Raw genomic sequence first — 23,385 nt, forward strand, 5'->3', positions numbered from 1 at the left:
TCGTCAGGCATGAGGCGCAGGCTACCATGACAGTATAGCATTCGGGTGTATTCATTGCGTCCTCCCAAACTGTTGCCAAGGGCTTGGTCGCTGCACGCGGGAGAGATCGCCGGTCCTCGGCCGCTTCAATTCGGCGCGCCGCAACCGGTCTTGGGCTGCGCGTCCGTCCTCTCATCGTCACCCTGATCCGCAGGATGGTAGTGCGCTTCGAGCGCTTCAGAGCGTTCGGCTGAGATCAGAAGCTGCTTCCGCATTTCAGCGAGGCGGGCGCGGCAATATTCACGATAGAGCAGGTCCAATATGGTGGGCATGATTCAGCCCCATCATCTGACTTTGATTTACAGATATTCCACCGCGAATTTTCGAGGTGATCGTAGCCCGCCGGATGACTCTTCGATATGAGCCCGTTCACAGACTGCGCCAGTTCCAAAGCTCGATCGCCGCTTGGCTGACTTGATTGTCTGCGCGATAAAAGCAGCAGGGCTAATTACCTAACACGCAATATAGCAGCCTTTTGTTTCACCAAGACTTCGTCAAACAACTTAAGAGCGCCTATTTGCGACAAAGAATCCAACTACAGCGTGAAATGACGAACCACGGAGTGCAAGTAATCTTTGATGCAACGCGGATCGGAACGGCGGAAATCATTTCGGCTGCCAGAGTCGCGGTTCAGGTGCGCGTGCACATCGTCTCCATCCCAAGTCGCGCGAGAAGCTGCGCCCGTGTTGCAGGATGGCCGCGCTCTCCCAACGACCTCAACTCGGAAAGCATGCCCGGGCGGTCAGCGTCACTGGAGAGAGGTTGAGAATCTGCGGAAACGTGAATGCATAAGTCGCGCTGACCTCGTTGCCGCATGCTGACGCAGAAAAGGTGAATGTCTCCGCAGGGAGCGTGAGGCCGAACGCCTGCTGCGCAGCGTAGCTGGTGATGGCGCTGCTGCTTGGGCAGAGCGTGCTGTTGACGGTTGCGCAACGTGCCGCCATTTCGCTCCCATGCTGGATTCCCAGTTGAGTCCAGAACAGCAGCCCGCATTCGATGATCCCAAATATGAACAGGAAGAACGCCGGAGCGGTCAGCGCAAATTCCAGTGCCGATGCGCCTCGATTGTCTTGCCATAGTGCCGCGAGTTTCACTGCAGCCTCGCAGTGGATTGCGCGCTGTAAGTGTATGTGGCCGCCACGATCTGGTAGTCGATGATGGTATAGTACGTCGCTCGCGCCGAGACCGTCGCATACGTTCCAGCCTGCGCGCCGCCGGTGCAAACCGTCCCGCAGGTGACAGTGCTGACACCTGCACTCGTTGGGCATCCGCAAAATTGGACCGGCGGAGGTGAGGCAGTGATGTCCGTGGCGCTGGTGGCACTTCTTACGGCGTTCGAAATGCCGCTCGCGTCAAAGCCGCGCGCAATTGCGTATTGCGCTCCCGCTTGTGCGGCGTTTTCGACCTGCATCTTGCGATACAGTGCAAGCCCGATGTCCGTTACGGAAACGACCATCAGGGACAGCACCGGGATCAAGATGCCGAATTCGGCGGCCGCGACGCCGCGTTTGTCGCCGACAGCAGCGCGCACGTGCCCTGTTAGAGAATCAAGCAACCGACGACGGCGCCTGGATGAGACGCTCTGAATTTGCATTGACCCAAACCTCATTCGATGAGCTGTGCGGTTTGCGAACCTATCGTCGCGGTGCCGAGCGCGGTGCAATTGACCTGGAGGTTCGACGTGCCGCTGAACGTCAGCGTGTCCGCGATGATCTTGGTGCAGGATGTGCTCGTGCCGTTGCCGCCGCTGAAGCTGAGATTAGCCTTTGGCAGATAGATGGCGCCGCCGAAGTTCTGTGTGCTGCCACCGGTGAGATTGAAAGCAGTCCCGGCCGGCATATTGCGGTCGCCGTACATGACGATGCCTTTCGTGGGGCCGCTGGTCGGTGCCGTCAGGTTGATGGTCGCGTTGCTGCCGATCGAAGCTGTGCCCCAGTCGCTTCCCGAGCCCGTAAACACCAGGGTCACGCCGCTGCCCGCGATGGTGGCGTTTCCAGCGACACTCAAGTTGGCCCCGTCCAGATAATAGATGCCTGGACTTAGATTCAGGACTGCGCCGGCATTGACCGTAATGCTGCCCATGTAGCAGCCAGGGTCGAGCGAGTTTGTTTTTCCATTGGCGTTGACCGTAATCTTGGCGTTGGTGCAACTCGGCCTCGCCGGGGGAGACACGTTGGCGTAGGGATCGGCGACGGGCGATATGTGCGTCTTGATACCGTTGGTCGCCGTGATGCTGCTCGCGCCGGAGACGTCGCCAACCACTCCGACCTGATTTGCAGCGACGGAGGCGCTGCCGGCAACGTTGAGCGAGGGACTTGCACTCGAGTTGCTGTAAAGGTTGCACTTGATTAGATTGAGCTGGTTGCCGCCGCTGACGTTGACGGCGGGACTTGCGCTCGAGTTGAGCGCAAGGACGCAGCCTGTCCCGGAATTTGGCAGGGCGACGGAGCGTGCGGTTATGAGCACAGGATCCGAGCCGAACAAGGCTGATAGCAGCCGCTGTTGCGGCTGACTCACGATGACTTCGATGGCCTGCGAATTCGAAGCATGATTGCCTGTCTTCGGTGGCTGGTTCACGGTGACCGTGACGTTATTCGACCCGTTCGCGTAACCGTAGTTTGCCGTCACCGCCTTGGCTTCGGACAAGGGGTCGGTGCCCGCACTCGCCGCTGTCGCAGCGCTGACCGCGCCCGAATCAGCCGCGCTCTGCATATTCTTGTGTTTGTAGTACCACCAGCCGACTTCCGTGCCGAGGCCCGCGGTGCCGACCAGGACCGGCATCAGCAGCGCCGAAATGAGCACATAGCTGCCCGACTGATCTCGGGCGAATCGTCGAAGCAGGCTAATCGTTCGTCCGCGCCGACGAGCATGACCTGCTGGGCATAATCCTGCTGGGCATAATGGTGCATCGAACGAACGGCTGCAAAGTCTCCGAGGCTCCATGCGCTTCCTGCCCGCCTGCCACTTTTCCCGGCACAATGTGGTGCAGACCGACTTAAATGGGGCCCAACGGGAGCGAGACAATTTTAGACATCAGCTGACATTCAGCCGACATTCATGGCCGTGCGCCTATCGATATAGCTCCGATCAGGAGAATTCGATGAAATTGCGGTCCGCGATCTTTGTCGCCAGCCTCGTATGTCTGCCGGTTTTGCCCGCCCTTGCTCAGACCTCCTCGCCGCCGCCTGCCGCCGCTCCGGCAAATCCGACAAGTGCGGTGCCGGTTCCCGCGACCAAGCGCGTCACGTGCCTCGCCACGGCGCAAAACCTGAAGGGACAGGATAAACGCGATTAGATGCAGCTCTGCATGGCGCAGGCGCGGCTCGACTGCCTCAAGCAGGCCGTTGATCAGAAGATCGTCGGCGCGGCCCGCAAGACTTTCGTCAAGACGTGCGTGGGCGCGGATGGCCGGGACCAACAATAGACCTGCGGGCGGGGCCTTAGGCCTGCGGCTTCGGCACGCCGGGGAAATGCCGCTGGAGCACGGCAGCAGGCGTGGCGTAGGCTTCTTGCAGGTCCACACTCCAGTACTTCAGTTCGTCGAGCGGGATGCGTACGTCGGTGATGGCGCAACGCACATAGGTGCCCGGCGAGATCACGCGGAAATCGCCGTCGAGATATTGCACCTGCGCTTCGCCATGGCCCGAGGGGCCGAACTTGTTCAGCACGGTCGAAAGTCTCCGTGGAAGGCCCCTCCGTGGAAAACCTTGGAGGGCACAATGTGTCGGGCTGGATGTAGCATAGATAGGGTGGCTTGTCCGCCCGGTAAACCCACCGGTTTGTGATGTTTTGGCGCCGTTTCCGCGTGATAGTGCTTGGACGAAGGATCTTGACGCAGGGTCCGATGCGCCTTCGACTGACCGCCCTGTTCCTGACGCTCCTGATGTCGGCCGCGTACGCCGCGCCGGTGCCGCAGCAGGTCGACATCCCGCTGTCGTCGGGCGTCCTGCATGCGCAGCTCTACAAGCCGGAGGGCGAGGGGCCTTTTCCGGCCGTGATCGCGCTGCACGGCTGCGGCGGGCTCAGTGGCCATTCCGATTCCGTCCTGCCGCGCTATCGCGACTGGGCGGAGCGGCTGCTGCGGGCCGGCAATGCGGTGCTGCTGCCTGACAGCTACGGCTCGCGCGAGCTCGGGCCGCAATGTCGCGTCAAGGAGATGCACGTCAAGGCGCGCCGTGAACGCGTCACCGACATCGCGGCGTCACGCGCCTGGCTGATGAAGCAGAACTGGGTGGCGCGCGACCGCGTCAGCCTGATCGGCTGGGCCAACGGCGCCAGCGCGCTGCTCTGGGCGGTGCGGCCGCAGAGTGCGGCGCGCGATTTGGGCCCGGATTTCCGTGCCGCGGTCGCCTTCTATCCCGATTGCCGGATCTCCGCCGGCCTCGGCTGGAGCACGCGGGTGCCGACCCTGGTGCTGATCGGCGCCAATGACGACGTCTCGTCGCCGCCGGCCTGCCGCCAGATGGTGGATGGCGCGCGCGGCCGCAGCGCGCTTGCGCGCATCGTGGTCTATCCCGGCGCTTATCACGATTTCGACCGCGCCAACACGCCACTGCACGCAGCCGCCGGCGGCACCGACGTCGCCGCGCCCGAGCATGGCCATCTCGGCACCGATATGCAGGCCCGCGCGGAATCGCAGAAGGACGTCGCGGAATGGCTGGCGCGGTGATCGCGGCGCCGTAGCCCGAATGAGCGAAGCGACATCCGGGGAGAATGAGCGAAGCGACATCCGGGGAGGTCGGTCCCGCAAGCGCGGCGCTCATGCGGGCCACAAATCTGGAAGCGGGGCCGCCCGAGGAACAACATCAGGCGGACAGCCCCGCATCGACCACCGCCCTGCACGCCATGATGGCCGACCGGGAATCTACGGATCGCGCGCGCCGCCGGTTTTCAGCATATGCCATGCCATCATTCGACCACGATGTCGATTAAACGCGTGTCATAATGCGCAGCCGTATCGTCCTGTTCGCCTCCGCCCTGATCGTCTCCACCGTCGCGATCTTCCTGTTTGAAGCCCACGCCGGCGCGCCACAGCTCGCGCCGGAACATTGCGGCTTCTGGACCACGATCGACGCGGGATTGTCGTGTAGGTGAGAGCCGGCCACGGCGCCGTTGTCGGAGAGACACTCAGTGTTTCCCCGCCTTCGCCGGGACGACGGGGAGTGTGTGGGCAGATGCGTCACACACTCGCTGTCATCGCCCGGCTTGACCGGGCGATCCAGTACTCCGAGACGATTGTGATCTTCTGAGGATCCGCGGCGTACTGGATTCGCCGCTTTCGCGGGGAATGACAGTGTGGGTGAAGCGGCGTAGTCCCAACTCAGAATAAGCTACCCTGATCCACCGGCTTGGCCACGCGCTTCGGCGCGGGTTTTGCGTCTTGCGTAGCCGGCTTTGGCTGCGACGATACGCGCTTCGCCGCAGGCGCCGGGCGGTCCGCATCCGCGGTCGCGGCCACGCGGCCATCGGCAAATTCGATCTCGAGCCGCGCATTCGGCCCGACGCTGTCGGCCGCATGCAGGGGATGGCCGGCTTCATCGCGCACCAATGCAAAGCCGCGCGCGAGCACGCTGCGGTAGGACAGCGCGGAGAGCAGCTTGCCGCTGTTCGCGACACGCGCATCGAGCCGCTGCAGCAGGGTGACGAGCGCGCGTTGCGCGCGCTCGGACAGCCGATGCGTGCGCTCGCGCTGGCGCAGAATCGCGCTGCGTTGGGCCTGCGCGTTGGAGAGCTTTGAGGCGCGCAGGCGAACCTCGAGCCCGGCAAAGCGGTCGCGCCGCCGCCGCAGCAGCGAGCGCGCGGAGAGGCCGAGCCGCTCGCCGCAAACAGTGAGGCGGTGATCGGCCTGCGCGATCTGGCCGTGCAGCACCCGCAGCGTCAGCTTGGCGCTGGCGGCGGTAAACCTGCGGAAATGCGCGTGCGTGTTGGCCTTGAGGCTACGGGGCAGGGACGCGCCCGCCGAGTCCAGCCGCTGCCGCGGGATCGCGAGCAGGTCGCCGGCCGCCGGCAAGGCGCGCGCGGCCGCGCGCAGCTCGTTGCGGCGGTTTTCATGGCCGCGCTGCCAGCAGGCGCGGGTGCGGCGGGCGAGATCGGCGACCTCGACGAACAAGTCGCTGCGCACCGGCACCGCCATCTCGGCCGCCGCCGTCGGCGTCGGCGCGCGCTTGTCGGCGACGAAATCGATCAGCGTGATGTCGGTCTCGTGCCCGACCGCGGAGATCAGCGGAATCATGCTGTCGGCCGCCGCGCGCACCACGATCTCCTCGTTGAAGGACCAGAGATCCTCCAGCGAGCCGCCGCCGCGCGCGACGATCAGGACATCGGGTCGTGGAATCCTGCCGCCGGGGGCAATCGCGTTGAAGCCGCGGATCGCGGCCGCGACCTGCTCGGCCGAGCCTTCGCCCTGCACCTTGACGGGCCACACCAGCACGCGGCGGGGAAAGCGATCCTCCAGCCGATGCAGGATGTCGCGGATGACCGCGCCGGTCGGCGACGTCACGACGCCGATCACCTCCGGCAGCCAGGGCAGCAGCTGCTTGCGCGCCTCGTCGAACAAGCCTTCGGCGGCGAGCTTCTTCTTGCGCTCCTCCATCAGCGCCATCAGCGCGCCGATGCCGGCCGGCTCCAGCGCCTCGATGACGATCTGGTATTTGGAAGAGCCCGGATAGGTGGTGAGCTTGCCGGTGGCGATGACCTCGAGCCCTTCCTGGGGCTTGAACCGCATGCGGCTGTGCACGCCCTTCCAGATCACCGCCTCGATCTTGGCGCTCTCGTCCTTGAGCGCGAAATAGCAATGACCGGAGGAGTGCGCTCCGCGAAAGCCGGAGATTTCGCCGCGGACCCGGACATGGCCGAAGGCGTCCTCGACCGTCCGCTTCAGGGACAGCGAGAGCTCGGAGACGGTGAATTCGGGCGCGTTGAGCAGTTGTTCCGCAGGCGGCATCTAGCAAACGATTCGGCATTTTGGGGTCAGACCCGACGTTAAGGATTTTCGCGCCGCGGCGCCAATCCGGATATTGATCAGGAGAGTACTCTGTAATATAGAGTTCTCTATTAATTGATGAGTTTCGGGAGATGAGCCATGGCGATCCGGCTGCTGCGCGGCGTTTTGACCGGCCTGAAATGGACCTTGTGTGCGGTCGGCGGCGTGGCGCTGATCCTGGGCGCCATGATCGCAACGCCGCTGGAGCGGCCGCCCGAGATGCGATCGGTCTCGGATTCAGCCAAAGGCATGGACTGGTCCACGTTGCCACCGCTCGAACGCTTTCAGGCCCGCGATGGCACCTGGATCGGTTATCGCCATTATGCGCCGAAAGGCCAGGAGACGGGCCGCGGCGCGATTTTCATCCATGGCTCCTCCGGCTCCAGCGGCACCGTCAATCACGCGCTGACCCATGCGATCGCCGCGCGCGGAGTGGAGACCTGGGCGCTGGACATCCGCGGCCATGGCGGCTCTGGCACGCGCGGCGACATCGGCTATGTCGGCCAGCTCGAGGACGACCTCGTCGACTTCGTCGCTCATGTCCGCAGGAACGCGCCTGATCTGCCGCTCACCCTGATCGGCCATTCCGCCGGCGCCGGCTTTTCGCTGCGCGTTGCCGCGACACCGATCATGCAGGACATGTTCGTCCGCACCGTGCTGCTCGCGCCCTATCTCGGCTATGATGCGCCGACGAACAGGCCGAAGGCCGGCGGCTGGGCCAACATGGACCTCCCGCGCTTCCTCGGCCTGACCGCACTGCGTAGGCTCGGCATCGACTGCTGTGCGCAGCTTCCGGTGCTCGCCTTCGCGGTGCCGGCGAATTCGGCGAAGTATCTCACCTCGACCTATTCCGACCGCCTGATGCGCAATTTCGCGACGCGCGGCTATCGCATCGATCTTCCCGCGACGACGCGTCCGATCACGATCATCGGCGGCGCCGAGGACGAGATGATGATCTCGGACAAATATGCGGAAGCCGTGCAGGCCATCAAGCCGTCCGTCGACGTCAAGATCATCGACGGCGTCAACCACATGGGCATCGTCACCAATCCAAAGGCCGTCTCCGCGATCGCCGAAGATGTGGCGACGCGCGGGGCAGGGCAGTCATGATCGACAGCAAGGAGGCGTCCGCGGCGCTGGCCGATATCGACGACATCGTCCGGCGCGTGAAGCAATCGCAGCTCTATGACCTCGCGAGCATCGCTGCCGTGTGGTGGGGCGTGTTGGTCTTTGCAGGGAATGTCGTGACCTGGCTCTGGCCGGTCTACGCAGTCTATGCCTGGGTTGCCGTAGACGTCATGGGCGTCGGCGGTCTGGTTGCGCTTCGCTTGTTCAATCCACCACATCACCCGCATGGTGCCGCCTTCGGCATCAGGCTGCTGCTGGTGTTCGTGCTGTTCTTCGGCTTCGGTTATCTCTGCACCAACGTGATCGGCCATTTCGGGCCACGCCAGTTGGGTGCGTTCTGGCCGCTCTACTTCATGCTGTTCTACGCGCTCGCGGGTCTCTGGTTCGGTTACGCCTTCGTTGCGATTGGTCTCGGCATTTCGGCGCTAACGTTGATCGGCTTCTTCTACATCGGTGAGGCGTTCCCGCTCTGGATGGCGTTCGTCAACGGCGGCGGCCTGATCCTCGGCGGCCTCTGGATGCGGCGGAGCTAGAATTGGCCGAGCTCGACGACATCATCCATCAGCCGCTGCGGCTGAAGATCATGGCGGCGCTGAACGCGCTGCCGCAGTCGACCGGCCTGGAATTCACGCGGCTGAAGAAGCTCACCGGCGCCACCGACGGCAATCTCGGCGCACATATCGAGACCCTCGCCAAGGCCGGTTACGTCTCGGTGGACAAGGCCTTCGTCGGCAAGAAGCCGCAGACGACGGTAACGGCCACGGCTGCGGGGCGGGGGGCGTTTGCGCGGCATGTGGCGACACTGCAGGAGATCATCGCGGGGAAACAGGTGTAGCTTTCTGCGATGCAGATCATAGTGCCCTCTCTCTTGCGGGAGTGTCGGGCGACCCGAGTCAAGGACGAACGTACAACCCCTCGCTTTTCAGTGCTCTCCGAGGTAGTAAGAGATAGGGGGTACCATGCAGGAAGAAGTAAAGGTCGAAGTAAGGCCTGATTTTCTCGCGCGGCAGGCGAAAGCGCAGCCTATGCAGGCGCTCGCGGAGCTGATTTGGAATTCTCTCGATGCTGACGCGACATCTGTCAGCATTGAGTTCGAGTCAGACGGTATCGGCGGCATCTCTAAAATCGTTGTTGCGGACAATGGAGACGGCATTCCGCGCGATGAGGCTCCGCAGGTCTTCAAAAACCTTGGAGGATCTTGGAAGCAACTACGGCTGACCACACCCCGCCTGAATCGCATGCTCCACGGACGCGAGGGGCGCGGCCGGTTCAAAGCGTTTGCCCTCGGCGGGGTGGTCGATTGGAAGATCATTTATGCGAGAGATGGCACTCCGTTCCGCTATGATGTCGCCGTGCTGGAGCAACAGATTGAGCGGGCCCGTGTTGGGGAGGAAGCACCGGCTCCCGGCGCTGCCACGGGAGTAACGGTGGTGATATCCGAACTGAAAAGGCAGTTCAGTTCGTTACAGCCGGAAAACGCCGTTCAAGAGCTTTCTGAGATATTCGCTATCTATCTCAAGGATTATCGCAACGCTACGATCACGATCGCAGGCGAGCGAATCGACCCGGATCGGGCAATCGCAGGTACATGGAACTTCGAATTAGCGCCCATCGCGGACGATGATGGAGAACAGCACTCTGTCGATCTCGAAATAATCGAATGGCGCGGACAAACCCGCCGAACCCTTTATCTGTGCAACGAGCAGGGCTTCCCGTTATCGCAAGTAGAGACGCGCTTCCATGTAGGGGACTTCCATTTTTCTGCTTACCTGAAATCCAGCTTTATCAGCGAGCTGCATCAAGACGGACGGCTTGATCTCGCGGAAATGGTCCCGGCTCTGGTTGCCTCAATCGAGGAAGCGCGAGCAAAGGTCAAAGAGGTCTTCCGAAATCGCGGGGCTGAGCGGGCTCGGATCGTCGTTGACGAATGGAAGGAAAAGAAGGTCTATCCCTACGAAGGTGACCCGGTGACTCCCGTTGAGAAGGCCGAGCGCCAGATTTTCGACATCGTCGCCGTTACTGTTCAAGATGCCTCGCCAGAATTCTGCGAGACGGCCTCAAAGCAAACCGCCCTACACCTGAGGCTGTTGCGCCATGCCATCGAGCGCAGTCCGGCCGAGCTGCAGCTTATTCTCGATCAAGTTCTGAAATTACCCAAGCGAAAGCAGAAAGAGCTGGCTGAACTGCTTAACGAGACCACGCTCGCCGGAATCATTAGTGCGGCTACCCTTGTCGCTGATCGATTGAAGTTCCTCGAAGCCCTGCGGTTTATCCTGTTCGACTACGAGGCTCGCCAGAAGCTGCGCGAGCGTTCGCAGCTTCATAAGATCTTAGAGCAAAATACGTGGATTTTCGGAGAGGAGTATAATCTCTGGGCCAGCGACAAGGACCTTACTACGGTGCTGAAAGTGCATCGGGATAAGCTCGATTCCGATCTCGTCATCGACGACCCGGTCAAAGTGATCAACAAAGCGCGCGGCATAGTCGATCTCATGCTCTCGCGCGCACAACGCCGACATCGTGCGGACGACCTTGAACATCTGGTGATCGAGCTTAAGGCCCCAAAAGTCACTATCAATGCGGAACACCTGAATCAAATCGAGGGTTACGCCCTAGCCGTGGAGGAAGACCCTCGGTTCAACCGGGTTGAAGGGTTGCGTTGGCATTTCTGGATCATTTCTGATGCCTACAACAAGCAAGTCGAGGCCCGCATACGGGGCGGGCCCGATCCTCAGCGCCGTCTGATCCAGCGGACTGACAGGGTGAAGGTCGGCGTGAAGACTTGGGGCGAAATCCTCGAAGAGAACAACGCTCGACTTCAGTTCGTCAAAGAGAAGCTCGAACATAAGGTCGATGATGGCCAAGCGCTCGCGTTTTTGCAGGAGCGGCATCGCGAGTTGCTTGAAGGCGTGCTGATCAACGCCGACGAGCAGATAGAAACGACCGACGGTGCGGTTTTAGAGCGCCCGTCTGAGATGGACAAGCTGGACACCTCCGAATGAGCGCACCTCAGGAAGATGACGAAGCCGGTATTGAATTGTTCGTGGCTCACTTTGACGCGAGGGATCGCGCGCTAACGGTCCACGAGGCAGGCCACGCCATCGTTGCGAGTGTTCTCGGCGCACATGTCGTATTCGTGGAGATCGATTTGACGACCGGCAATGGCAGGTCGCACTCGCAAAACTTCGTCGAGCAGGTCAACAACCTTGCGGTTTGTGTTGCCGGCTGCAGAGCCGAGCATGCTTTCGACGCGAGATCGTCCCGAGGGACAAAGATCAGTGACTTCAGGAAGATGCGGAGACTGCTATTGGAGCTGCCTGAAGCCAAGAGACGCTCCGCGCGCGCGGAAGGCTACCGGCTTGCCGAGGAGATCCTAAGAGAGCACGCAGCCAAGGTGCAACGACTCGCTGCCGAACTGATGGTCCGACGATGGGAAGACGGGACGGATACGGTCCGCATCGACGGCGACGAATTGATGGCGCTGCTCGACGGTTCCGGGACTTGAGCAATGACAGATTCAGTTGGCGTGGCCGTGCTAGGTTGGGACTGTTTTTGTTAGTTGTGATGGTATTGGGTCTACTTATCGCGCGTCGAAGCCCGTCCACCCGCAAAAGTCCCCTCAAACTAGAACCGAATCCGCCCACTCCGGAAGAGATCGCGGACTCGCTCGTAGAATTCGAGCGCTTCTGTGAGGCCAGCAGGATCGAAGCTGCCGGGGTTGCCGAGAATCGACGATGGCTCCGACCGATTGGCTTCGTCACGAGGTTACTTACTTACGCCGCGCTGTTTCTTCTGCTGTATATCTGGGCACCGAAGGATATCTCGAACACGCCGCTGGCGACCCTCACGCTGTCGGATATTGCTGGGACCGTTTGTTTCGCTGCGATCGGCATCGTGCTGACCCGCGCCCTTTTCAATCCGAGCGATGACGACCAGACCAAAGACGTTTGGGGTTGGCTAGGCGTCGCGCTTTTGGGCGTCGCCGTTATCGCCGCGCTTTACGTCTTCAAGGCTCGCTGACTCGCGCCGGGCCACCATAGGCGCGTTCGGCTCCGGCTGGGCTTCGCCTAGCGACCTGCCGTTAGCGAACCGACGCGCTATTTCCCGCGAGTATCAGCGGAATCTACTATTTTCTAAACTGCCGATACGCTCCGACGTGGACCGACTGATGTTGCTGGGCTATTTCCCTTGTCGGCTCTCCCACAAGGGGGGAAGGGAAGAGGAGCTTCGCCGCGCCCCGGAATGACGTGGGGTCCGGAGCCCAGCCCCCTTGAGCCCCACCCCGATTCGTGCGACCTCCGCCCTCAGCAAAACCCCTCATTCTGAGCCTTCGATGCACATTCTCCTGCTCGGTTCCGGCGGCCGCGAACATGCTCTGGCGTGGAAGATCGCAGCCTCTCCCCTGGTGACCAAATTCTGGTGCGCGCCCGGCAATGCCGGCATCGCAAAGGAGGCGGAGTGCGTGGCGCTCGATGTCGCCGACCATGCCGCGGTGATCGACTTCTGCAAGACGAACGCGGTCGAGCTCGTGGTGATCGGCCCGGAGACGCCGCTGGCGGCCGGCATCGTCGACGATCTCAGCGCCGCCGGCATCAAGGCGTTCGGCCCGAGCAAGGCGGCGGCCCAGCTCGAAAGCTCCAAAGGGTTCACCAAGGCGCTGTGCACCGAGTTCGGCATTCCGACCGGCGCCTACAAGCGATTCACCAAGGCCGATGATGCGCGCGCCTATGTGCAGAGCCAGGGCGCGCCGATCGTGGTCAAGGCCGACGGCCTTGCCGCCGGCAAGGGCGTCGTGGTCGCCAAGACCGTGCGCGAGGCCGAGGACGCCATCGCCATGATGTTCGAGGGCGCCTTCGGCGAGGCCGGCACGGAGGTCGTGATCGAGGAGTTTTTGCCCGGCCGCGAGATCAGCTTCTTCGCGCTGTGCGACGGCGAGACGGCTATACCGCTGGCCTCGGCCCAGGACCACAAGCGCGTGTTCGACCATGACGTCGGCCCGAACACCGGCGGCATGGGTGCCTATTCGCCCACGCCGCTGGTCACGCCCGCCATCCACGACGCGATCATGGCGAAGATCATCCTGCCGACGGTCTCGGGCATGAAGCAGCGCGGCACGCCGTTCCGCGGCGTGCTCTATGCCGGCATCATGCTGACGACGCAGGGGCCCAAACTGTTCGAGTTCAACGTCCGCTTCGGCGATCCCGAGTGCCAGGTCTTGATGCTGCGCATGATGAGCGACATCGTGCCGGCCTTCCTTGCGGCCTGCGACGGACAGCTGAAGAATTTCGACCTGCGCTGGCATCCGGAATCCGCGCTCACGGTTGTGATTGCGGCGAAGGGCTATCCGGGCGACTACCAGAAGGGCACGCGCATCCGTGGGCTCGATGACGCCGCCAAAGTCGACACCGTCGAGATCTTCCACGCCGGCACCGTGGCGAAGGATGACGCGATCCTCGCCAATGGCGGCCGCGTGCTCAATGTCTGCGCGCTAGGCAAGACCGTGACCGAGGCGCAAGGCCGTGCCTATCAGGCCGTCGACCGTATCGACTGGCCGGAAGGCTTCTGCCGCCGCGACATCGGCTGGCAGGCGGTGGAAGCGGAGAAGGCCAAGAATTAGCAAGACTTAGCTCGTCGTTCCGGACGGCGCGCAAAAAGCGCCGATCGGCATCTCGAGGCTTTGGTGCCACCGCGCCGCCACATCGGCAATCCAGATATGTGTAATCAGCGGTTGGGGTTAGCTGCCCCGCCGATAATACCGCTACTGTGCATGGGGTTGTTTTCGACATTTTACGTTGTCGGCGCCCCCCCCCCCGGGACTGACCAATAAGGATGCAAGAAGATGTCCGATCTCGCCGATCTCTATCCGGGCTTTGCTGCCGAATGGGTCGATACCTCCTTCGGCCGCATCTTCGCCCGCGTCGGCGGCAGCGGGCCGCCGCTTCTGCTCCTGCATGGCTTCTCCGAGACCCATGTGATGTGGCACCGCGTCGCGCCGCAGCTGGCCGACAGGTTCACGCTGATCGTTGCCGACCTGCCGGGCTATGGCTGGTCCGACATGCCCGCCAGCGATGCACTGCATATTCCCTACAGCAAGCGCGCCATGGCTAAAGCTATGGTCGAGGTGATGGAGCGCCTCGGCCATGTCCATTTCGCGCTCGCCGGCCACGACCGCGGCGGCCGCGTCGCCTACCGCCTCGCGCTCGACCATCCCGGCCGGCTGTCGCGCCTGGCCGTGCTCGATATCCTGCCGACCTATAATTACTGGGAGCGAATGAACCGCGCCTACGCGCTGAAGATCTACCACTGGACCTTCCTGGCGCAGCCCTATCCGCTGCCCGAGACCCTGATCGCGAGCAATGGCGAGTTCTTCCTGCGCTTCAAGATGGCGAGCCAGACCAAGTCGAAGACGTTGGAGGCGATCGACGAGCGCGCGCTCGAGCACTACCTCGCCCCGTTCCGCGATCCCGCCCGGGTGCATGCGATGTGCGAAGACTATCGCGCCGGCGCCTATTTCGACTACGACCTCGACAAGGCTGATTTCGAGGCCGGCAAGAAGATCACCATTCCCATGCTGGCGCTGTGGGGCAATGCCGGCATCGCCCAGGCCGCCGCCACCCCGCTCGACACCTGGACGCAATGGGCCACGAATGTCGCGGGCATGCCGGTGGATTCCGGCCACTTCCTCACCGAGGAGAACCCGGACGCCACCGCGAGGGCGTTGCGCGAGTTCTTCCTCGCGGATTAGCGCCGCTCGCGAAAGAACTCCCGCAGCAGCCGCGCCGCCTCGCTCTCGCCGACGCCGGAATAGACGTCCGGCGCGTGATGGCAGGTCGGGGAAGCAAAGAACCGCACGCCGGACTCGACCGCGCCGCCCTTCGGGTCGGCGGCGCCGTAATAGAGCCGTCTCACCCTTGCAAAGGAGATCGCGCCCGCACACATGGTGCAGGGCTCCAGCGTCACGTAAAGGTCGCAGTCGACGAGGCGCTCGCTGCCGATCTTCTTCGCCGCCTCGCGCAGCGCAATGATCTCGGCATGGGCCGTCGGGTCATAATCGGTCAGCGTCCGATTGGCGGCGGTGGCGATGACCTCGTAATTGCGGACCACGACGCATCCGATCGGAACTTCGCCCGATTTTCCGGCATTTTCGGCCGTCTTGAGCGCCAAATCCATGAAAGAAGGGGCTTTCATGCCTCGTATCATCGCCAGAAACCTGCTACTAGCTCCGCCTTCAGCAAGAGTGGATACCGATTTTGCCTGAGCATGCGGCTCGGAACGAGCGCGCACAATGCTTTCTGGCTACCCCTGAGTGAGATTATTCATGCCTCGCGACAGCGACAAAGACAACGATTCCCGCGGCCGGCGTGATCGTGGCCCTTCCAAGGGCCGTACCGGCAAGCCCCGGGGACCGGACAAGAAATTCGCCAAGCGCGGCTTCGAGGGCAAGGGCGACCGCGACAGCCGTCCGCCTCGCGAGGGGCGTGAGGGCCGCCCGCTTCGCCGCCGCGAGGAGGGCGATGCGCCGCGCCGCGATTTCAGCGACCGTCCGCGCTTCAAGCGCGACGACCGCGGCACAGAGGGCCGCGGCGAGCGCAGCTTCAAGCCGCGTGGCGACCGTCCGTTTTCCGATCGCCCCTCGCGCGATGGCGAGAAGCGGTCGTCTGGGCCGCGCGGTGATCGCCCGTCCTATGGACGTGACGACCGTCCGCCGCGCGGCCGTGATCGCGACGATTCCCGCCCGGCCGGCCGGACCGGCGAGAAGAAATTTGGAGACAAGCGCCCCTACGCACCGCGCGGCGATCGTCCGGAACGCAAGTTCGAGGGCGAGCGGAAGTTTTCGCGGGGCGGACCCGAGCGCGACCGCGGCGATCGCGGCGATTCAAAGCCGTGGCAGAAGCGCGACGATCGTCCGCACGGCGATCGCCCGCGCAAGGATTTCGGCAAAAACTTCGGCGGCCGCGATCGCGGCGAAGAGAAGCCGTGGCAGAAGCGTGACGACCGCCGCGAAGGCGGCCGCGGGGATGACCGTCCGCGGTTCTCGCGATCGCGTGACGATCGTGCATCGGGCGGCGATCGTCCATTTCGTGAGCGGCCCAAATTCGACCGGCCACGCGAGGATCGCGCAAAGTTCGACCGGCCCCGCCGTGAGAGCGAGGGCGAACGTGGCGGGCGCGGTGGTGACCGCCAGAAATTCGCTCGTCCGCGCGAGCGCTCCGAGGGCCGCTCCGACTGGCACGAGCACCCGCGCAATGAAGGTCATTCCCGTGATCGTCCGCGCCGCGCGAACGAGGACGACAGCAGGATCTTTGAGAAGCGCCCCGCCTTTGGCGGCCGCGGTGCCTATCGCGAGCGCGATCGCGACTTCGAGGGGCGGCCGCGCCGTGAAGACGCGCCGAAGCCGAAGAAGGCCGGCGAGCGCATCGCAAAAGTGCTGGCGCGCGCGGGCCTCGCTTCGCGCCGCGACGCCGAGGAGATGGTCACGCAGGGCCGCGTCACGGTCAACGGGCGGGTGATCAATTCGCCCGCGCTCGACGTGACGCAGAACGACGTGGTCGCGGTCGACGGCAAGCCGTTGCCACCGCGCGAGCGGACGCGGCTGTTCCTCTACCACAAGCCGCGCGGGTTGATGACGACGCACGACGACCCCGAGGGGCGCCCGACCGTGTTCGACAATTTGCCCGAAGGTCTGCCGCGCCTGATCAGCGTCGGCCGGCTCGACTTCAATACCGAGGGCCTGTTGCTGCTGACCAATGACGGTGGCCTCGCGCGTACGCTTGAGCTGCCCGACACCGGCTGGCTGCGCCGCTACCGTGTCCGCGCCCATGGCGACGTCACCCAGGCCCAGCTCGACGAGCTCAAGCACGGTATCGAGATCGAGGGCGTCAAATACGGTCCGATCGAAGCGACGTTGGAGCGCGACCAAGGCGCCAATGTCTGGCTGGTGTTCGCGATCCGCGAGGGCAAGAACCGCGAGGTGCGCAACGTCTGCGCCCATCTCGGCCTCGAGGTGAACCGGCTGATCCGCGTCTCCTACGGCCCATTCCAGCTCGGCGAGATTCCCGAGGGCCAAGTCGAGGAGATCAAGTCGCGCGTGCTGCGCGACCAGCTCGGCGACAAGGTGATCGAGAAGTCGGGCGCCGAGTTCGACGTGCCCGCGAAATCCGCTACGCGCGACGACGACGCCCCGAAGAAGCCGATGAACCGCGCCGTGATCAACGACCGCAAGGGCCGCCGCGTGCTGGTGCAGCGTACTGGCAGCGAGGAGGCGCGCGAGCGCAACGAGTTGGAAGCAAGCGGCTATGGCCCGCCGCGCCGTCCCAAGCGCGGCTATCACGGCAAGCGCGATTTGAAGCCGCAGGAGGACTAGTTGCGCGTCGTCGGCGGTCGCTTGAAGGGGCGCAATCTCGCCTCACCGTCCTCGCGCGACATCCGCCCCACGGCGGACCGCCTGCGCGAGTCCGTGTTCAACATCCTCGTGCACGCCTATGACGATCCGATTGAGGACGCGCGTGTGCTCGATCTCTTCGCCGGCACTGGCGCGCTCGGCATCGAGGCGTCGTCGCGCGGCGCGAAGTTCACGCTGTTCGTCGACACTGGCGCCGAGGCCCGCGCGCTGCTCCGTAATAACGTCGAAGCGCTCGGCCTGGGTGGCGTGACAAAAGTCTATCGCCGCGATGCGACCGATCTGGGTCCCGCGCATCCCGTCGAGCCCTTCTCGCTGGTGTTCCTCGATCCACCCTATGGCAAGGGTTTTGCGGAGAAAGCGCTGGCGAGCTTGCGCGATGGCGGCTGGCTCACGCCGGGCGCGCTGCTCGTGGTGGAGGAGGCGAAGGCCGCGCAGTTCGTGACGCCTGAGGGTTACGAAGAATTGGAGCGGCGCGCGTACGACGACACGGAGTTCGTGTTTTTGAAGCGCAAGACGTAGGTCACCTTCGCCCGAACAGCTTCTCGACATCCGACAGCTTCAGCTCGACATAGGTCGGACGGCCGTGATTGCACTGACCGGAGTTCGGGGTGTCCTCCATCTCGCGGAGTAGGGCGTTCATCTCCTCCGGCCGCAGCCGGCGGCCGGCGCGGACCGAGCCGTGGCAGGCCATGGTGGCGGCGACATGCATCAGGCGACGCTCCAGCGGCAATGCCTCGTCCCACTCGGCCATGTGCTCGGCGAGATCGCGGAGCAGCCCGCCTGCATCGGTCTTGCCCAGCAGCGACGGCGTCTCGCGCACCGCGACCGCGCCGGGGCCGAAAGATTCGATGGCGAGACCGAACGACGCCAGCTCCTCGTTCCGATCGAGCAGGCGCTCAACCGTGGCCTCATCCATCTCGACGATCTCGGGGATCAACAGGATCTGCCGCTGCACGCCATTCGCCGAAAGCGAAGCCTTCAGCCGCTCATAGACGATGCGCTCGTGCGCGGCATGCTGGTCGACGATGATGAGGCCATCGCGGGTTTGCGAGACGATGTAGGTCTCGTGGATCTGGGTGCGCGCGGCGCCGAGCGGGCGGTCGACGAGATCGCTGACGGGGTGCGCCTCGATCCGCACGTCCGCACTGGGTGCACCGACATCGAATGCGGCTTGCGCGCGCTCGGCGAAAGCCGAAGCCGCTGAACCTTCGAAGGACGGGATCGACGCGGCTGGAGCGGATGGCGAGGCTCGCCAGTCCCAGCTTGCCGGGCGCGGCGTGAAAGCGGGCCGGAACGAAGAGAGCGCGCTCTCGCCGCCATTGGCGGCGGTGCGCCGGCCCTCCCGCGCAAGCCCTTCCTTCAACCCATGCACGATCAGTGCGCGCACCAGCCCGGCGTTACGGAAGCGGACCTCGGTCTTGGCTGGATGCACGTTGGCGTCGACCTCTCGCGGATCGAGCGTGACGAACAGCGCCACTACGGGATGGCGGTCGCGGGGCAGGTAGTCGGAATAGGCCGCGCGCACCGCGCCGAGGATCAGCTTGTCGCGAACCGGACGGCCGTTGACGAACAGATATTGCCCGAGCGCGTTGGCTTTCGTCAGTGCGGGCGCCGCGGCATAGCCGGCGACGACGACGTCCTCGCGCTCGGCATGAACCTCGACGGCATGGCTGCGAAACTCCGCGCCCAGAATATCGCCGAGCCGCGTCAATCGTCCCGCCGCGCCGGGCAGCGCCGCTGCCCAGGTCACCGGCGCGCGCTCCTCGCCCGCGAGCGTGAAGGCGATATCGGGCCGGGCCATCGCCAGCCGCCGCACCACCTCGCGAATCGCCTCGGCCTCGGTGCGGTCGGTCTTCAGGAATTTCAGCCGTGCTGGCGTCGCATAAAAGAGATCGTCGACCTCGACCCGCGTGCCATGCGCGAGCGCCGCCGGCATGATCTCGGACTTCTCGCCGCCCTCGACGGTGAGCGCCCAGGCGTGCGGCTCGCTGGCGTGCCGGGTGGTGATGGAAAGACGCGCGACCGACCCGATCGAGGGCAGCGCCTCGCCGCGGAACCCCAGCGTGCGGATCTGCAGCAGATCCTCGTCGTCGAGCTTGGAGGTGGCGTGGCGCTCGACTGCGAGGGCGAGATCCTTTGCGGTCATGCCGCCGCCGTCGTCGGTGATGCCGATCCGCCGCCGCCCGCCGCCGTCAGTGAAAACGTCGATGCGGCTGGCGCCGGCATCGATCGCGTTCTCGACGAGCTCCTTGACCACGCTCGCCGGGCGCTCGACCACCTCGCCGGCGGCGATGCGGTTAACGATCTGTTCGGGAAGTTGGCGGACGGGCATGGGTTCACTCGGCGAATGTCCCAGTCTAACGCCGCCTCGCAACAAATGCATGGGGAAGGTCGCGCTTCCCACATACCAGATGTGGGAAATCCAGCGCTTCTGGCAGTCCCGATGAATGCGGCGTGCGTGCACGAGCCGCCGCATATGAGGAGCACAATTCCGCGAAACCGCCGCGAAATCCCTAAACGATCAACACACCACGCGGCTTGCATCACGACCGCGCCGTTCGAACTCTCTTCGCGATGAACCGGTTCGGTGCAGGCGAGCGGCGCAGGAAGCAGCCGAACCGTCATCGCGAAAAATCCAGGAGAAATGGATGAAATTGGTGAAGACCTCCGTGATCGCATGCGCTCTCTCGGCCCTGATTGCGACGCCCGTTCTTGCGCAAGGTACGTCATCTGGCGCCAGGCCGGGCGGCACCGTGCAAAGCAAACCCATGCAGGGCGGCGCGTCAGGAAGCGAGGATGAGGACCTCGGCGCACAGCAGGGAGCCGCGGGCGAGAAGGTCGGCATGAAGTCGACCAAAGGCACCAAGGGCGCCGCCGGAACCACGGGCAGCGCGACGCACAAGGGCACGGCCGACGATTCCGTTTCGGGCGGTGCCGCGACCGGCAAGCGCTACTGACGCTAGCGCATGATCAGCAAAAGTGTGCAGCGGGTTTCCGCAAAGATCATGCTCAAACAATGACCTAAAGCGCGATGACGATTCACCCTGATCTCATCGCGATTTGGTCTGCGAAACGGCAAACCTTCGGTCGCTTGGCGGCCGGAGGTTTTTCGACAATCAGTCAATCGTCGAAACCGCGCCCGCGCTTCGCCTTAACGTCGCTGCGGCGCTTCTTGCCCTCGAGCCGGCGCTGCTTGGACGCGAAGGTCGGCCGTGTCGCCCGCCGCGGGATCGGGCGGACCATCGCCTCGCGCAGCATCTCGGTGAGCCGGTCGATGGCATCCTGCCGGTTGCGCTCTTGGGTGCGGAAGCGCTGGGCGTGGATCACGATCACGCCGTCCTTGGTCATGCGCTGTCCGGCGATGCGGGCAAGCCGGATGGCGGCATCCTCCGGCAGGGTCAGTTTGCGCGTGTCGAAGCGCAGTTGCGCCGAGGTCGCGACCTTGTTGACGTTCTGCCCGCCGGGCCCGGAGGCGCGGACAAAGCCGATCTCGATGTCGTCCTCGTCGATGACGAGATCGCGGGATATCCGCAGCATGATGGCACCATTCGTAATGTCCGGACATATCGCGGACGTCCAGGTTCGGCAATGGTGCATCTGGAAACGCAAATGGCCGGGACGAGCCCGGCCCATTCAGGAGACTTTTTACCCGACCGTCAGTTCGACTTGGTCGCAGGTGCTGCCGCCGGTTGTGCGGCAGCCTGCGGCGCGCGGCCGACGACGACGGTCAGAAGCCCCTGGCCCCACAGGCGCTTGGCGGCCGCCTTGGCGTCGTCCAGCGTCACGGCATCGACGATGGCGTTGCGCTTCTCGATATAGTCGATCGGCAGCTTGTCCTGCTGATACTGCAACAGCGCTTGCGCCAGCTTGGAGGACGTGTCGAGTGCCAGCATCTGCGAGCCCTTGAGGTAGGACTTGGCTTCGTCGAGCTCCTTCTGCGTCGGGCCCTCGTCGGCGATGCGGCGGACTTCCTTCTCGATGGCGTCGATGGTGTCGCCCGCGCGGTCGGCGCGCGTGCCGGTATTGCCGATGAAGAGCGCCGAATGCTCCATCCAGAGCAGCGATTCGTACACGGAATAGGCCAGCCCGCGCTTCTCGCGGACCTCGCGATAGAGCCGGGAGGACAATCCACCACCGCCGAGGATGTGGTTGACGACATAGGCTGCCATGAAGTTGGGATCGCTGCGCTTCAGCCCGGGGCCGCCGAAGGTGATCACGGTCTGCGGCACGTCGAGGGTCACGAAAGCGCGCTGCGGCGGCTTTGCGGCCTCGACGTCCGCGACCGGCGTGAGGTTGGCCTTGGCGGGGAGGGCGCCAAAGGTGTGGTCGAGCAGCTTGCCGAGCGTGGCCGGATCGACGTCGCCGACGACCGCGATCTTCAACCCATCCTTGGCAAGCACGCGGCCGACATAATCCTTCATGTCGGCGACCGTGATGGTCGGCAAGCTGTCGAGGTTGCCGTTGCTCTGCCGGCCGTAGGGATGGCCGCCGAAGGCGACCTCCAGGAACTTGCGGCTCGCCAGCGATGTCGGATTGGTGGTCTCGCGGCGCAGCCCCGAGACGACCTGCGAGCGGATGCGCTCGACGTCGGCCGCATCGAAATGCGGCGAGGTCAGTGCCATCCTGAGCAGGTCGAAAGCCTCATCCTTGTTGTCGCGCAGCATGCGCAGACTACCACGGAGGGTATCCCGGGTGGCGTTGAACGAGAGCTCGATGGCGCGGCGGTCGAGCCGTTCATGGAACGTCTTGGAGTCGAGATCGCCGGAGCCTTCGTCGAGGAGGTCGCCAACCATGTTGGCGACGCCCGACTTGTCTGGGGGGTCCTGGGCCGAGCCGCCGGCGAAGGAATATTCCATGGCGATCAGCGGCACGGTTGCGTCCTGCACGAACCAGGCTTCGATGCCGCCCGGAGAGATCAGGTGCTGGATCTTTGCGGCTGCATAGGACGGCGAGACCGCAGCCAGTGCGAGGGCCGCGCCGGTAACGAAGGACAGCGCGAAATGTCTTGTTCGCAGGAAGCGCCTTGCGCGAAGAAGGGAATAGGTCACGAACGCTTCTCCTCGCGCTTGGCGGTGGCGGTGTCCTTGATCAGATAGCCCGTCACCGAGCGCTTCTTCTCGAGCCATTTCTGCGCAACGGCGCGAACCTGCTCGGCCGTGACCGCGCGGATGCGGTCGGGCCAGCTCCTGATGTCCTCGATCGACAGGCCCGTGGTCAGCGCGCCGCCATACCAGCGCGCCAGCACCGCCTGGTTGTCCTGGGCGTAGATCGCTTCCGCGATAAGCTGGGTCTTGACCCGCTCCAGATCCTCGGCGCGGATCGGGTTCTGCGCGACATTAGCGATGACGCCATCGACCGCCTGCTCGACCTCGGCGAAGCTGACACCGGGTTTCGGCGCGGCCGAGATCGCGAACTGGGTCGGGTCGAGCGAGATGCTCGAATAGCTGGCGTTGGCGGAGACCGCGAGCGGCTTGTCGACGACGAGGGCGCGGTAGAGATAGGAATTGCTGCCGCTGCCCATCAGCTGCGCGAGCACGTCGAGGGCCGCGCTCTCGCCGGCCGCAGCGGTCGTCGCCGAGGGCACCAGGTAATAGCGCCGCATATTCGGCTGCTCGACGCGCGGGTCGGCCAGCGTGACGGTGCGCGGGGCGGCCGGCTCCGGCTCCTGCGGACGAACGCGCCGCGCCGGGATGGCGGCCTGGGCCGGGATGGAGCCGAAATTGCGCTCGACCAACGGGCGGACATCGGCGGCATCGACGTCGCCGGCGATCACCAGGATGGCGTTGTTTGGCGCGTAGAAGCGGCGGTAGAAGGCGAGCGCATCCTCGCGATC

25 protein-coding genes and 1 pseudogene are annotated in these 23,385 nt (G+C 64.1%); 15 read left to right on the plus strand and 11 right to left on the minus strand.

Annotation, left to right across the window (positions count from 1 at the left end; genetic code table 11):
• Positions 1-125 precede the first annotated feature (125 nt).
• From IVA98_RS02290 to IVA98_RS02305, 4 genes are all read right to left on the minus strand, one after another.
• Positions 126-311: a hypothetical protein gene (locus IVA98_RS02290; RefSeq protein WP_247299386.1), complete on the minus strand. Its 186-nt coding sequence runs from the start codon at positions 309-311 to the stop codon at positions 126-128.
• 444 nt (positions 312-755) lie between these two features.
• A complete protein-coding gene (locus IVA98_RS02295) occupies positions 756-1,133 on the minus strand; it encodes a TadE/TadG family type IV pilus assembly protein (protein WP_247299388.1) in 378 nt (125 codons plus the stop codon).
• A complete protein-coding gene (locus IVA98_RS02300; protein WP_247354246.1) occupies positions 1,130-1,570 on the minus strand; it encodes a TadE/TadG family type IV pilus assembly protein in 441 nt (146 codons plus the stop codon). The genes IVA98_RS02295 and IVA98_RS02300 overlap by 4 nt, the downstream gene beginning before the upstream one ends.
• Before the next feature lie 74 nt (positions 1,571-1,644).
• On the minus strand, positions 1,645-3,018 hold the full coding sequence (locus IVA98_RS02305) for a TadE/TadG family type IV pilus assembly protein (protein ID WP_247354247.1): 1,374 nt from the start codon (positions 3,016-3,018) through the stop codon (positions 1,645-1,647).
• A 121-nt stretch (positions 3,019-3,139) separates the two neighbouring features.
• Here IVA98_RS02305 and IVA98_RS37445 point away from each other — a divergent pair.
• Positions 3,140-3,463: pseudogene (locus IVA98_RS37445) on the plus strand (hypothetical protein).
• Positions 3,464-3,479: 16 nt separating this feature from the next.
• Here the strand turns inward: IVA98_RS37445 and IVA98_RS02310 are convergent.
• Complete coding sequence (locus IVA98_RS02310) at positions 3,480-3,707, minus strand: DUF2093 domain-containing protein (protein ID WP_247299395.1); 228 nt, start codon at positions 3,705-3,707, stop codon at positions 3,480-3,482.
• Between the two features lie 176 nt (positions 3,708-3,883).
• On the opposite strand from IVA98_RS02310, the gene IVA98_RS02315 reads away from it, so the two are divergent.
• Genes IVA98_RS02315 through IVA98_RS02325 form a run of 3 tightly spaced genes read left to right on the plus strand, consistent with a single transcriptional unit; the run spans position 3,884 to position 5,133 of the window.
• Positions 3,884-4,708 (plus strand): dienelactone hydrolase family protein, encoded by an 825-nt coding sequence (locus tag IVA98_RS02315; RefSeq protein ID WP_247336862.1) that lies wholly within the window; start codon positions 3,884-3,886, stop codon positions 4,706-4,708.
• A 44-nt stretch (positions 4,709-4,752) separates the two neighbouring features.
• Positions 4,753-4,971: a hypothetical protein gene (locus IVA98_RS02320; RefSeq protein WP_247299399.1), complete on the plus strand. Its 219-nt coding sequence runs from the start codon at positions 4,753-4,755 to the stop codon at positions 4,969-4,971.
• Positions 4,972-4,983: 12 nt separating this feature from the next.
• Positions 4,984-5,133 (plus strand): hypothetical protein, encoded by a 150-nt coding sequence (locus IVA98_RS02325; protein WP_247354248.1) that lies wholly within the window; start codon positions 4,984-4,986, stop codon positions 5,131-5,133.
• 226 nt (positions 5,134-5,359) lie between these two features.
• Here IVA98_RS02325 and xseA read toward each other — a convergent pair whose 3' ends face one another.
• Positions 5,360-6,982, minus strand: coding sequence for an exodeoxyribonuclease VII large subunit (gene xseA, locus IVA98_RS02330; protein ID WP_247299403.1), 1,623 nt, complete (start codon positions 6,980-6,982; stop codon positions 5,360-5,362).
• Between the two features lie 138 nt (positions 6,983-7,120).
• Between xseA and IVA98_RS02335 the strand changes: the two genes are divergently transcribed.
• The 8 genes from IVA98_RS02335 (at position 7,121) to IVA98_RS02370 (ending at position 14,894) form a co-directional block, all read left to right on the plus strand.
• Positions 7,121-8,131, plus strand: coding sequence for an alpha/beta hydrolase (locus tag IVA98_RS02335; protein WP_247299405.1), 1,011 nt, complete (start codon positions 7,121-7,123; stop codon positions 8,129-8,131).
• Positions 8,128-8,682 (plus strand): Asp23/Gls24 family envelope stress response protein, encoded by a 555-nt coding sequence (locus IVA98_RS02340; RefSeq protein ID WP_247299407.1) that lies wholly within the window; start codon positions 8,128-8,130, stop codon positions 8,680-8,682. Before IVA98_RS02335 ends, IVA98_RS02340 begins: the two co-directional genes overlap by 4 nt.
• Positions 8,683-8,684: 2 nt before the next feature.
• A complete protein-coding gene (locus IVA98_RS02345) occupies positions 8,685-8,984 on the plus strand; it encodes a winged helix-turn-helix domain-containing protein (protein WP_247299409.1) in 300 nt (99 codons plus the stop codon).
• 124 nt (positions 8,985-9,108) lie between these two features.
• Positions 9,109-11,151 carry an ATP-binding protein gene (locus IVA98_RS02350; RefSeq protein WP_247354249.1) on the plus strand — a complete coding sequence of 681 codons (2,043 nt, stop codon included), beginning with the start codon at positions 9,109-9,111 and terminating at the stop codon, positions 11,149-11,151.
• The gene (locus tag IVA98_RS02355) at positions 11,148-11,654 is read left to right on the plus strand and encodes a hypothetical protein (protein WP_247299415.1); all 507 of its coding nucleotides are present in this window, start codon (positions 11,148-11,150) and stop codon (positions 11,652-11,654) included. The genes IVA98_RS02350 and IVA98_RS02355 overlap by 4 nt, the downstream gene beginning before the upstream one ends.
• 47 nt (positions 11,655-11,701) lie before the next feature.
• A complete protein-coding gene (locus IVA98_RS02360; protein ID WP_247354250.1) occupies positions 11,702-12,169 on the plus strand; it encodes a hypothetical protein in 468 nt (155 codons plus the stop codon).
• A 313-nt stretch (positions 12,170-12,482) separates the two neighbouring features.
• Entirely contained in the window at positions 12,483-13,766 is a 1,284-nt protein-coding gene (gene purD / locus IVA98_RS02365) for a phosphoribosylamine--glycine ligase (protein WP_247299419.1), read from the plus strand.
• 222 nt (positions 13,767-13,988) lie between these two features.
• Entirely contained in the window at positions 13,989-14,894 is a 906-nt protein-coding gene (locus IVA98_RS02370) for an alpha/beta fold hydrolase (protein WP_247336868.1), read from the plus strand.
• Here IVA98_RS02370 and IVA98_RS02375 read toward each other — a convergent pair.
• On the minus strand, positions 14,891-15,349 hold the full coding sequence (locus tag IVA98_RS02375) for a nucleoside deaminase (protein WP_247299423.1): 459 nt from the start codon (positions 15,347-15,349) through the stop codon (positions 14,891-14,893). The genes IVA98_RS02370 and IVA98_RS02375 overlap by 4 nt on opposite strands.
• A 118-nt stretch (positions 15,350-15,467) precedes the next feature.
• On the opposite strand from IVA98_RS02375, the gene IVA98_RS02380 reads away from it, so the two are divergent.
• Complete coding sequence (locus tag IVA98_RS02380; protein WP_247299425.1) at positions 15,468-17,513, plus strand: pseudouridine synthase; 2,046 nt, start codon at positions 15,468-15,470, stop codon at positions 17,511-17,513.
• Entirely contained in the window at positions 17,514-18,071 is a 558-nt protein-coding gene (rsmD, locus tag IVA98_RS02385) for a 16S rRNA (guanine(966)-N(2))-methyltransferase RsmD (protein WP_247299427.1), read from the plus strand. It abuts the gene before it with no gap.
• Between the two features lies 1 nt (position 18,072).
• Here the strand turns inward: rsmD and mutL are convergent, their stop codons facing one another.
• Positions 18,073-19,884, minus strand: coding sequence for a DNA mismatch repair endonuclease MutL (gene mutL, locus IVA98_RS02390; protein WP_247336875.1), 1,812 nt, complete (start codon positions 19,882-19,884; stop codon positions 18,073-18,075).
• A gap of 316 nt (positions 19,885-20,200) precedes the next feature.
• Between mutL and IVA98_RS02395 the strand changes: the two genes are divergently transcribed.
• Positions 20,201-20,509, plus strand: a complete 309-nt coding sequence (locus IVA98_RS02395) for a hypothetical protein (RefSeq protein WP_247299431.1) — start codon at positions 20,201-20,203, stop codon at positions 20,507-20,509.
• Between the two features lie 163 nt (positions 20,510-20,672).
• On the opposite strand, the gene arfB is transcribed toward IVA98_RS02395, so the two are convergent.
• From arfB to IVA98_RS02410, 3 genes are all read right to left on the minus strand, one after another.
• On the minus strand, positions 20,673-21,089 hold the full coding sequence (gene arfB / locus IVA98_RS02400) for an alternative ribosome rescue aminoacyl-tRNA hydrolase ArfB (RefSeq protein WP_247277573.1): 417 nt from the start codon (positions 21,087-21,089) through the stop codon (positions 20,673-20,675).
• A gap of 119 nt (positions 21,090-21,208) precedes the next feature.
• Entirely contained in the window at positions 21,209-22,567 is a 1,359-nt protein-coding gene (locus IVA98_RS02405) for a M16 family metallopeptidase (protein WP_524536341.1), read from the minus strand.
• Between the two features lie 29 nt (positions 22,568-22,596).
• A partial coding sequence (locus IVA98_RS02410; RefSeq protein WP_247354251.1) for a M16 family metallopeptidase occupies positions 22,597-23,385 on the minus strand: 789 nt, incomplete at its 5' end.

Origin of the sequence: Bradyrhizobium sp. 160 (genome assembly GCF_023073735.1) — a bacterium.
Classification (GTDB): Bacteria; Pseudomonadota; Alphaproteobacteria; order Rhizobiales; family Xanthobacteraceae; genus Bradyrhizobium.

What these genes read in the sequence shown, in the direction of transcription:
- IVA98_RS02290 (WP_247299386.1), bottom strand. Translation starts at nt 311, where the DNA reads ATGCCCACCATATTGGACCTGCTCTATCGTGAATATTGCCGCGCCCGC.
- IVA98_RS02325 (WP_247354248.1), top strand. Translation starts at nt 4,984, where the DNA reads ATGCGCAGCCGTATCGTCCTGTTCGCCTCCGCCCTGATCGTCTCCACC.
- IVA98_RS02380 (WP_247299425.1), top strand. Translation starts at nt 15,468, where the DNA reads ATGCCTCGCGACAGCGACAAAGACAACGATTCCCGCGGCCGGCGTGAT.
- IVA98_RS02370 (WP_247336868.1), top strand. Translation starts at nt 13,989, where the DNA reads ATGTCCGATCTCGCCGATCTCTATCCGGGCTTTGCTGCCGAATGGGTC.
- IVA98_RS02350 (WP_247354249.1), top strand. Translation starts at nt 9,109, where the DNA reads ATGCAGGAAGAAGTAAAGGTCGAAGTAAGGCCTGATTTTCTCGCGCGG.
- IVA98_RS02395 (WP_247299431.1), top strand. Translation starts at nt 20,201, where the DNA reads ATGAAATTGGTGAAGACCTCCGTGATCGCATGCGCTCTCTCGGCCCTG.
- IVA98_RS02375 (WP_247299423.1), bottom strand. Translation starts at nt 15,349, where the DNA reads ATGATACGAGGCATGAAAGCCCCTTCTTTCATGGATTTGGCGCTCAAG.
- arfB (WP_247277573.1), bottom strand. Translation starts at nt 21,089, where the DNA reads ATGCTGCGGATATCCCGCGATCTCGTCATCGACGAGGACGACATCGAG.
- IVA98_RS02320 (WP_247299399.1), top strand. Translation starts at nt 4,753, where the DNA reads ATGAGCGAAGCGACATCCGGGGAGGTCGGTCCCGCAAGCGCGGCGCTC.
- purD (WP_247299419.1), top strand. Translation starts at nt 12,483, where the DNA reads ATGCACATTCTCCTGCTCGGTTCCGGCGGCCGCGAACATGCTCTGGCG.
- IVA98_RS02335 (WP_247299405.1), top strand. Translation starts at nt 7,121, where the DNA reads ATGGCGATCCGGCTGCTGCGCGGCGTTTTGACCGGCCTGAAATGGACC.
- mutL (WP_247336875.1), bottom strand. Translation starts at nt 19,884, where the DNA reads ATGCCCGTCCGCCAACTTCCCGAACAGATCGTTAACCGCATCGCCGCC.
- xseA (WP_247299403.1), bottom strand. Translation starts at nt 6,982, where the DNA reads ATGCCGCCTGCGGAACAACTGCTCAACGCGCCCGAATTCACCGTCTCC.
- IVA98_RS02355 (WP_247299415.1), top strand. Translation starts at nt 11,148, where the DNA reads ATGAGCGCACCTCAGGAAGATGACGAAGCCGGTATTGAATTGTTCGTG.
- IVA98_RS02340 (WP_247299407.1), top strand. Translation starts at nt 8,128, where the DNA reads ATGATCGACAGCAAGGAGGCGTCCGCGGCGCTGGCCGATATCGACGAC.
- IVA98_RS02315 (WP_247336862.1), top strand. Translation starts at nt 3,884, where the DNA reads ATGCGCCTTCGACTGACCGCCCTGTTCCTGACGCTCCTGATGTCGGCC.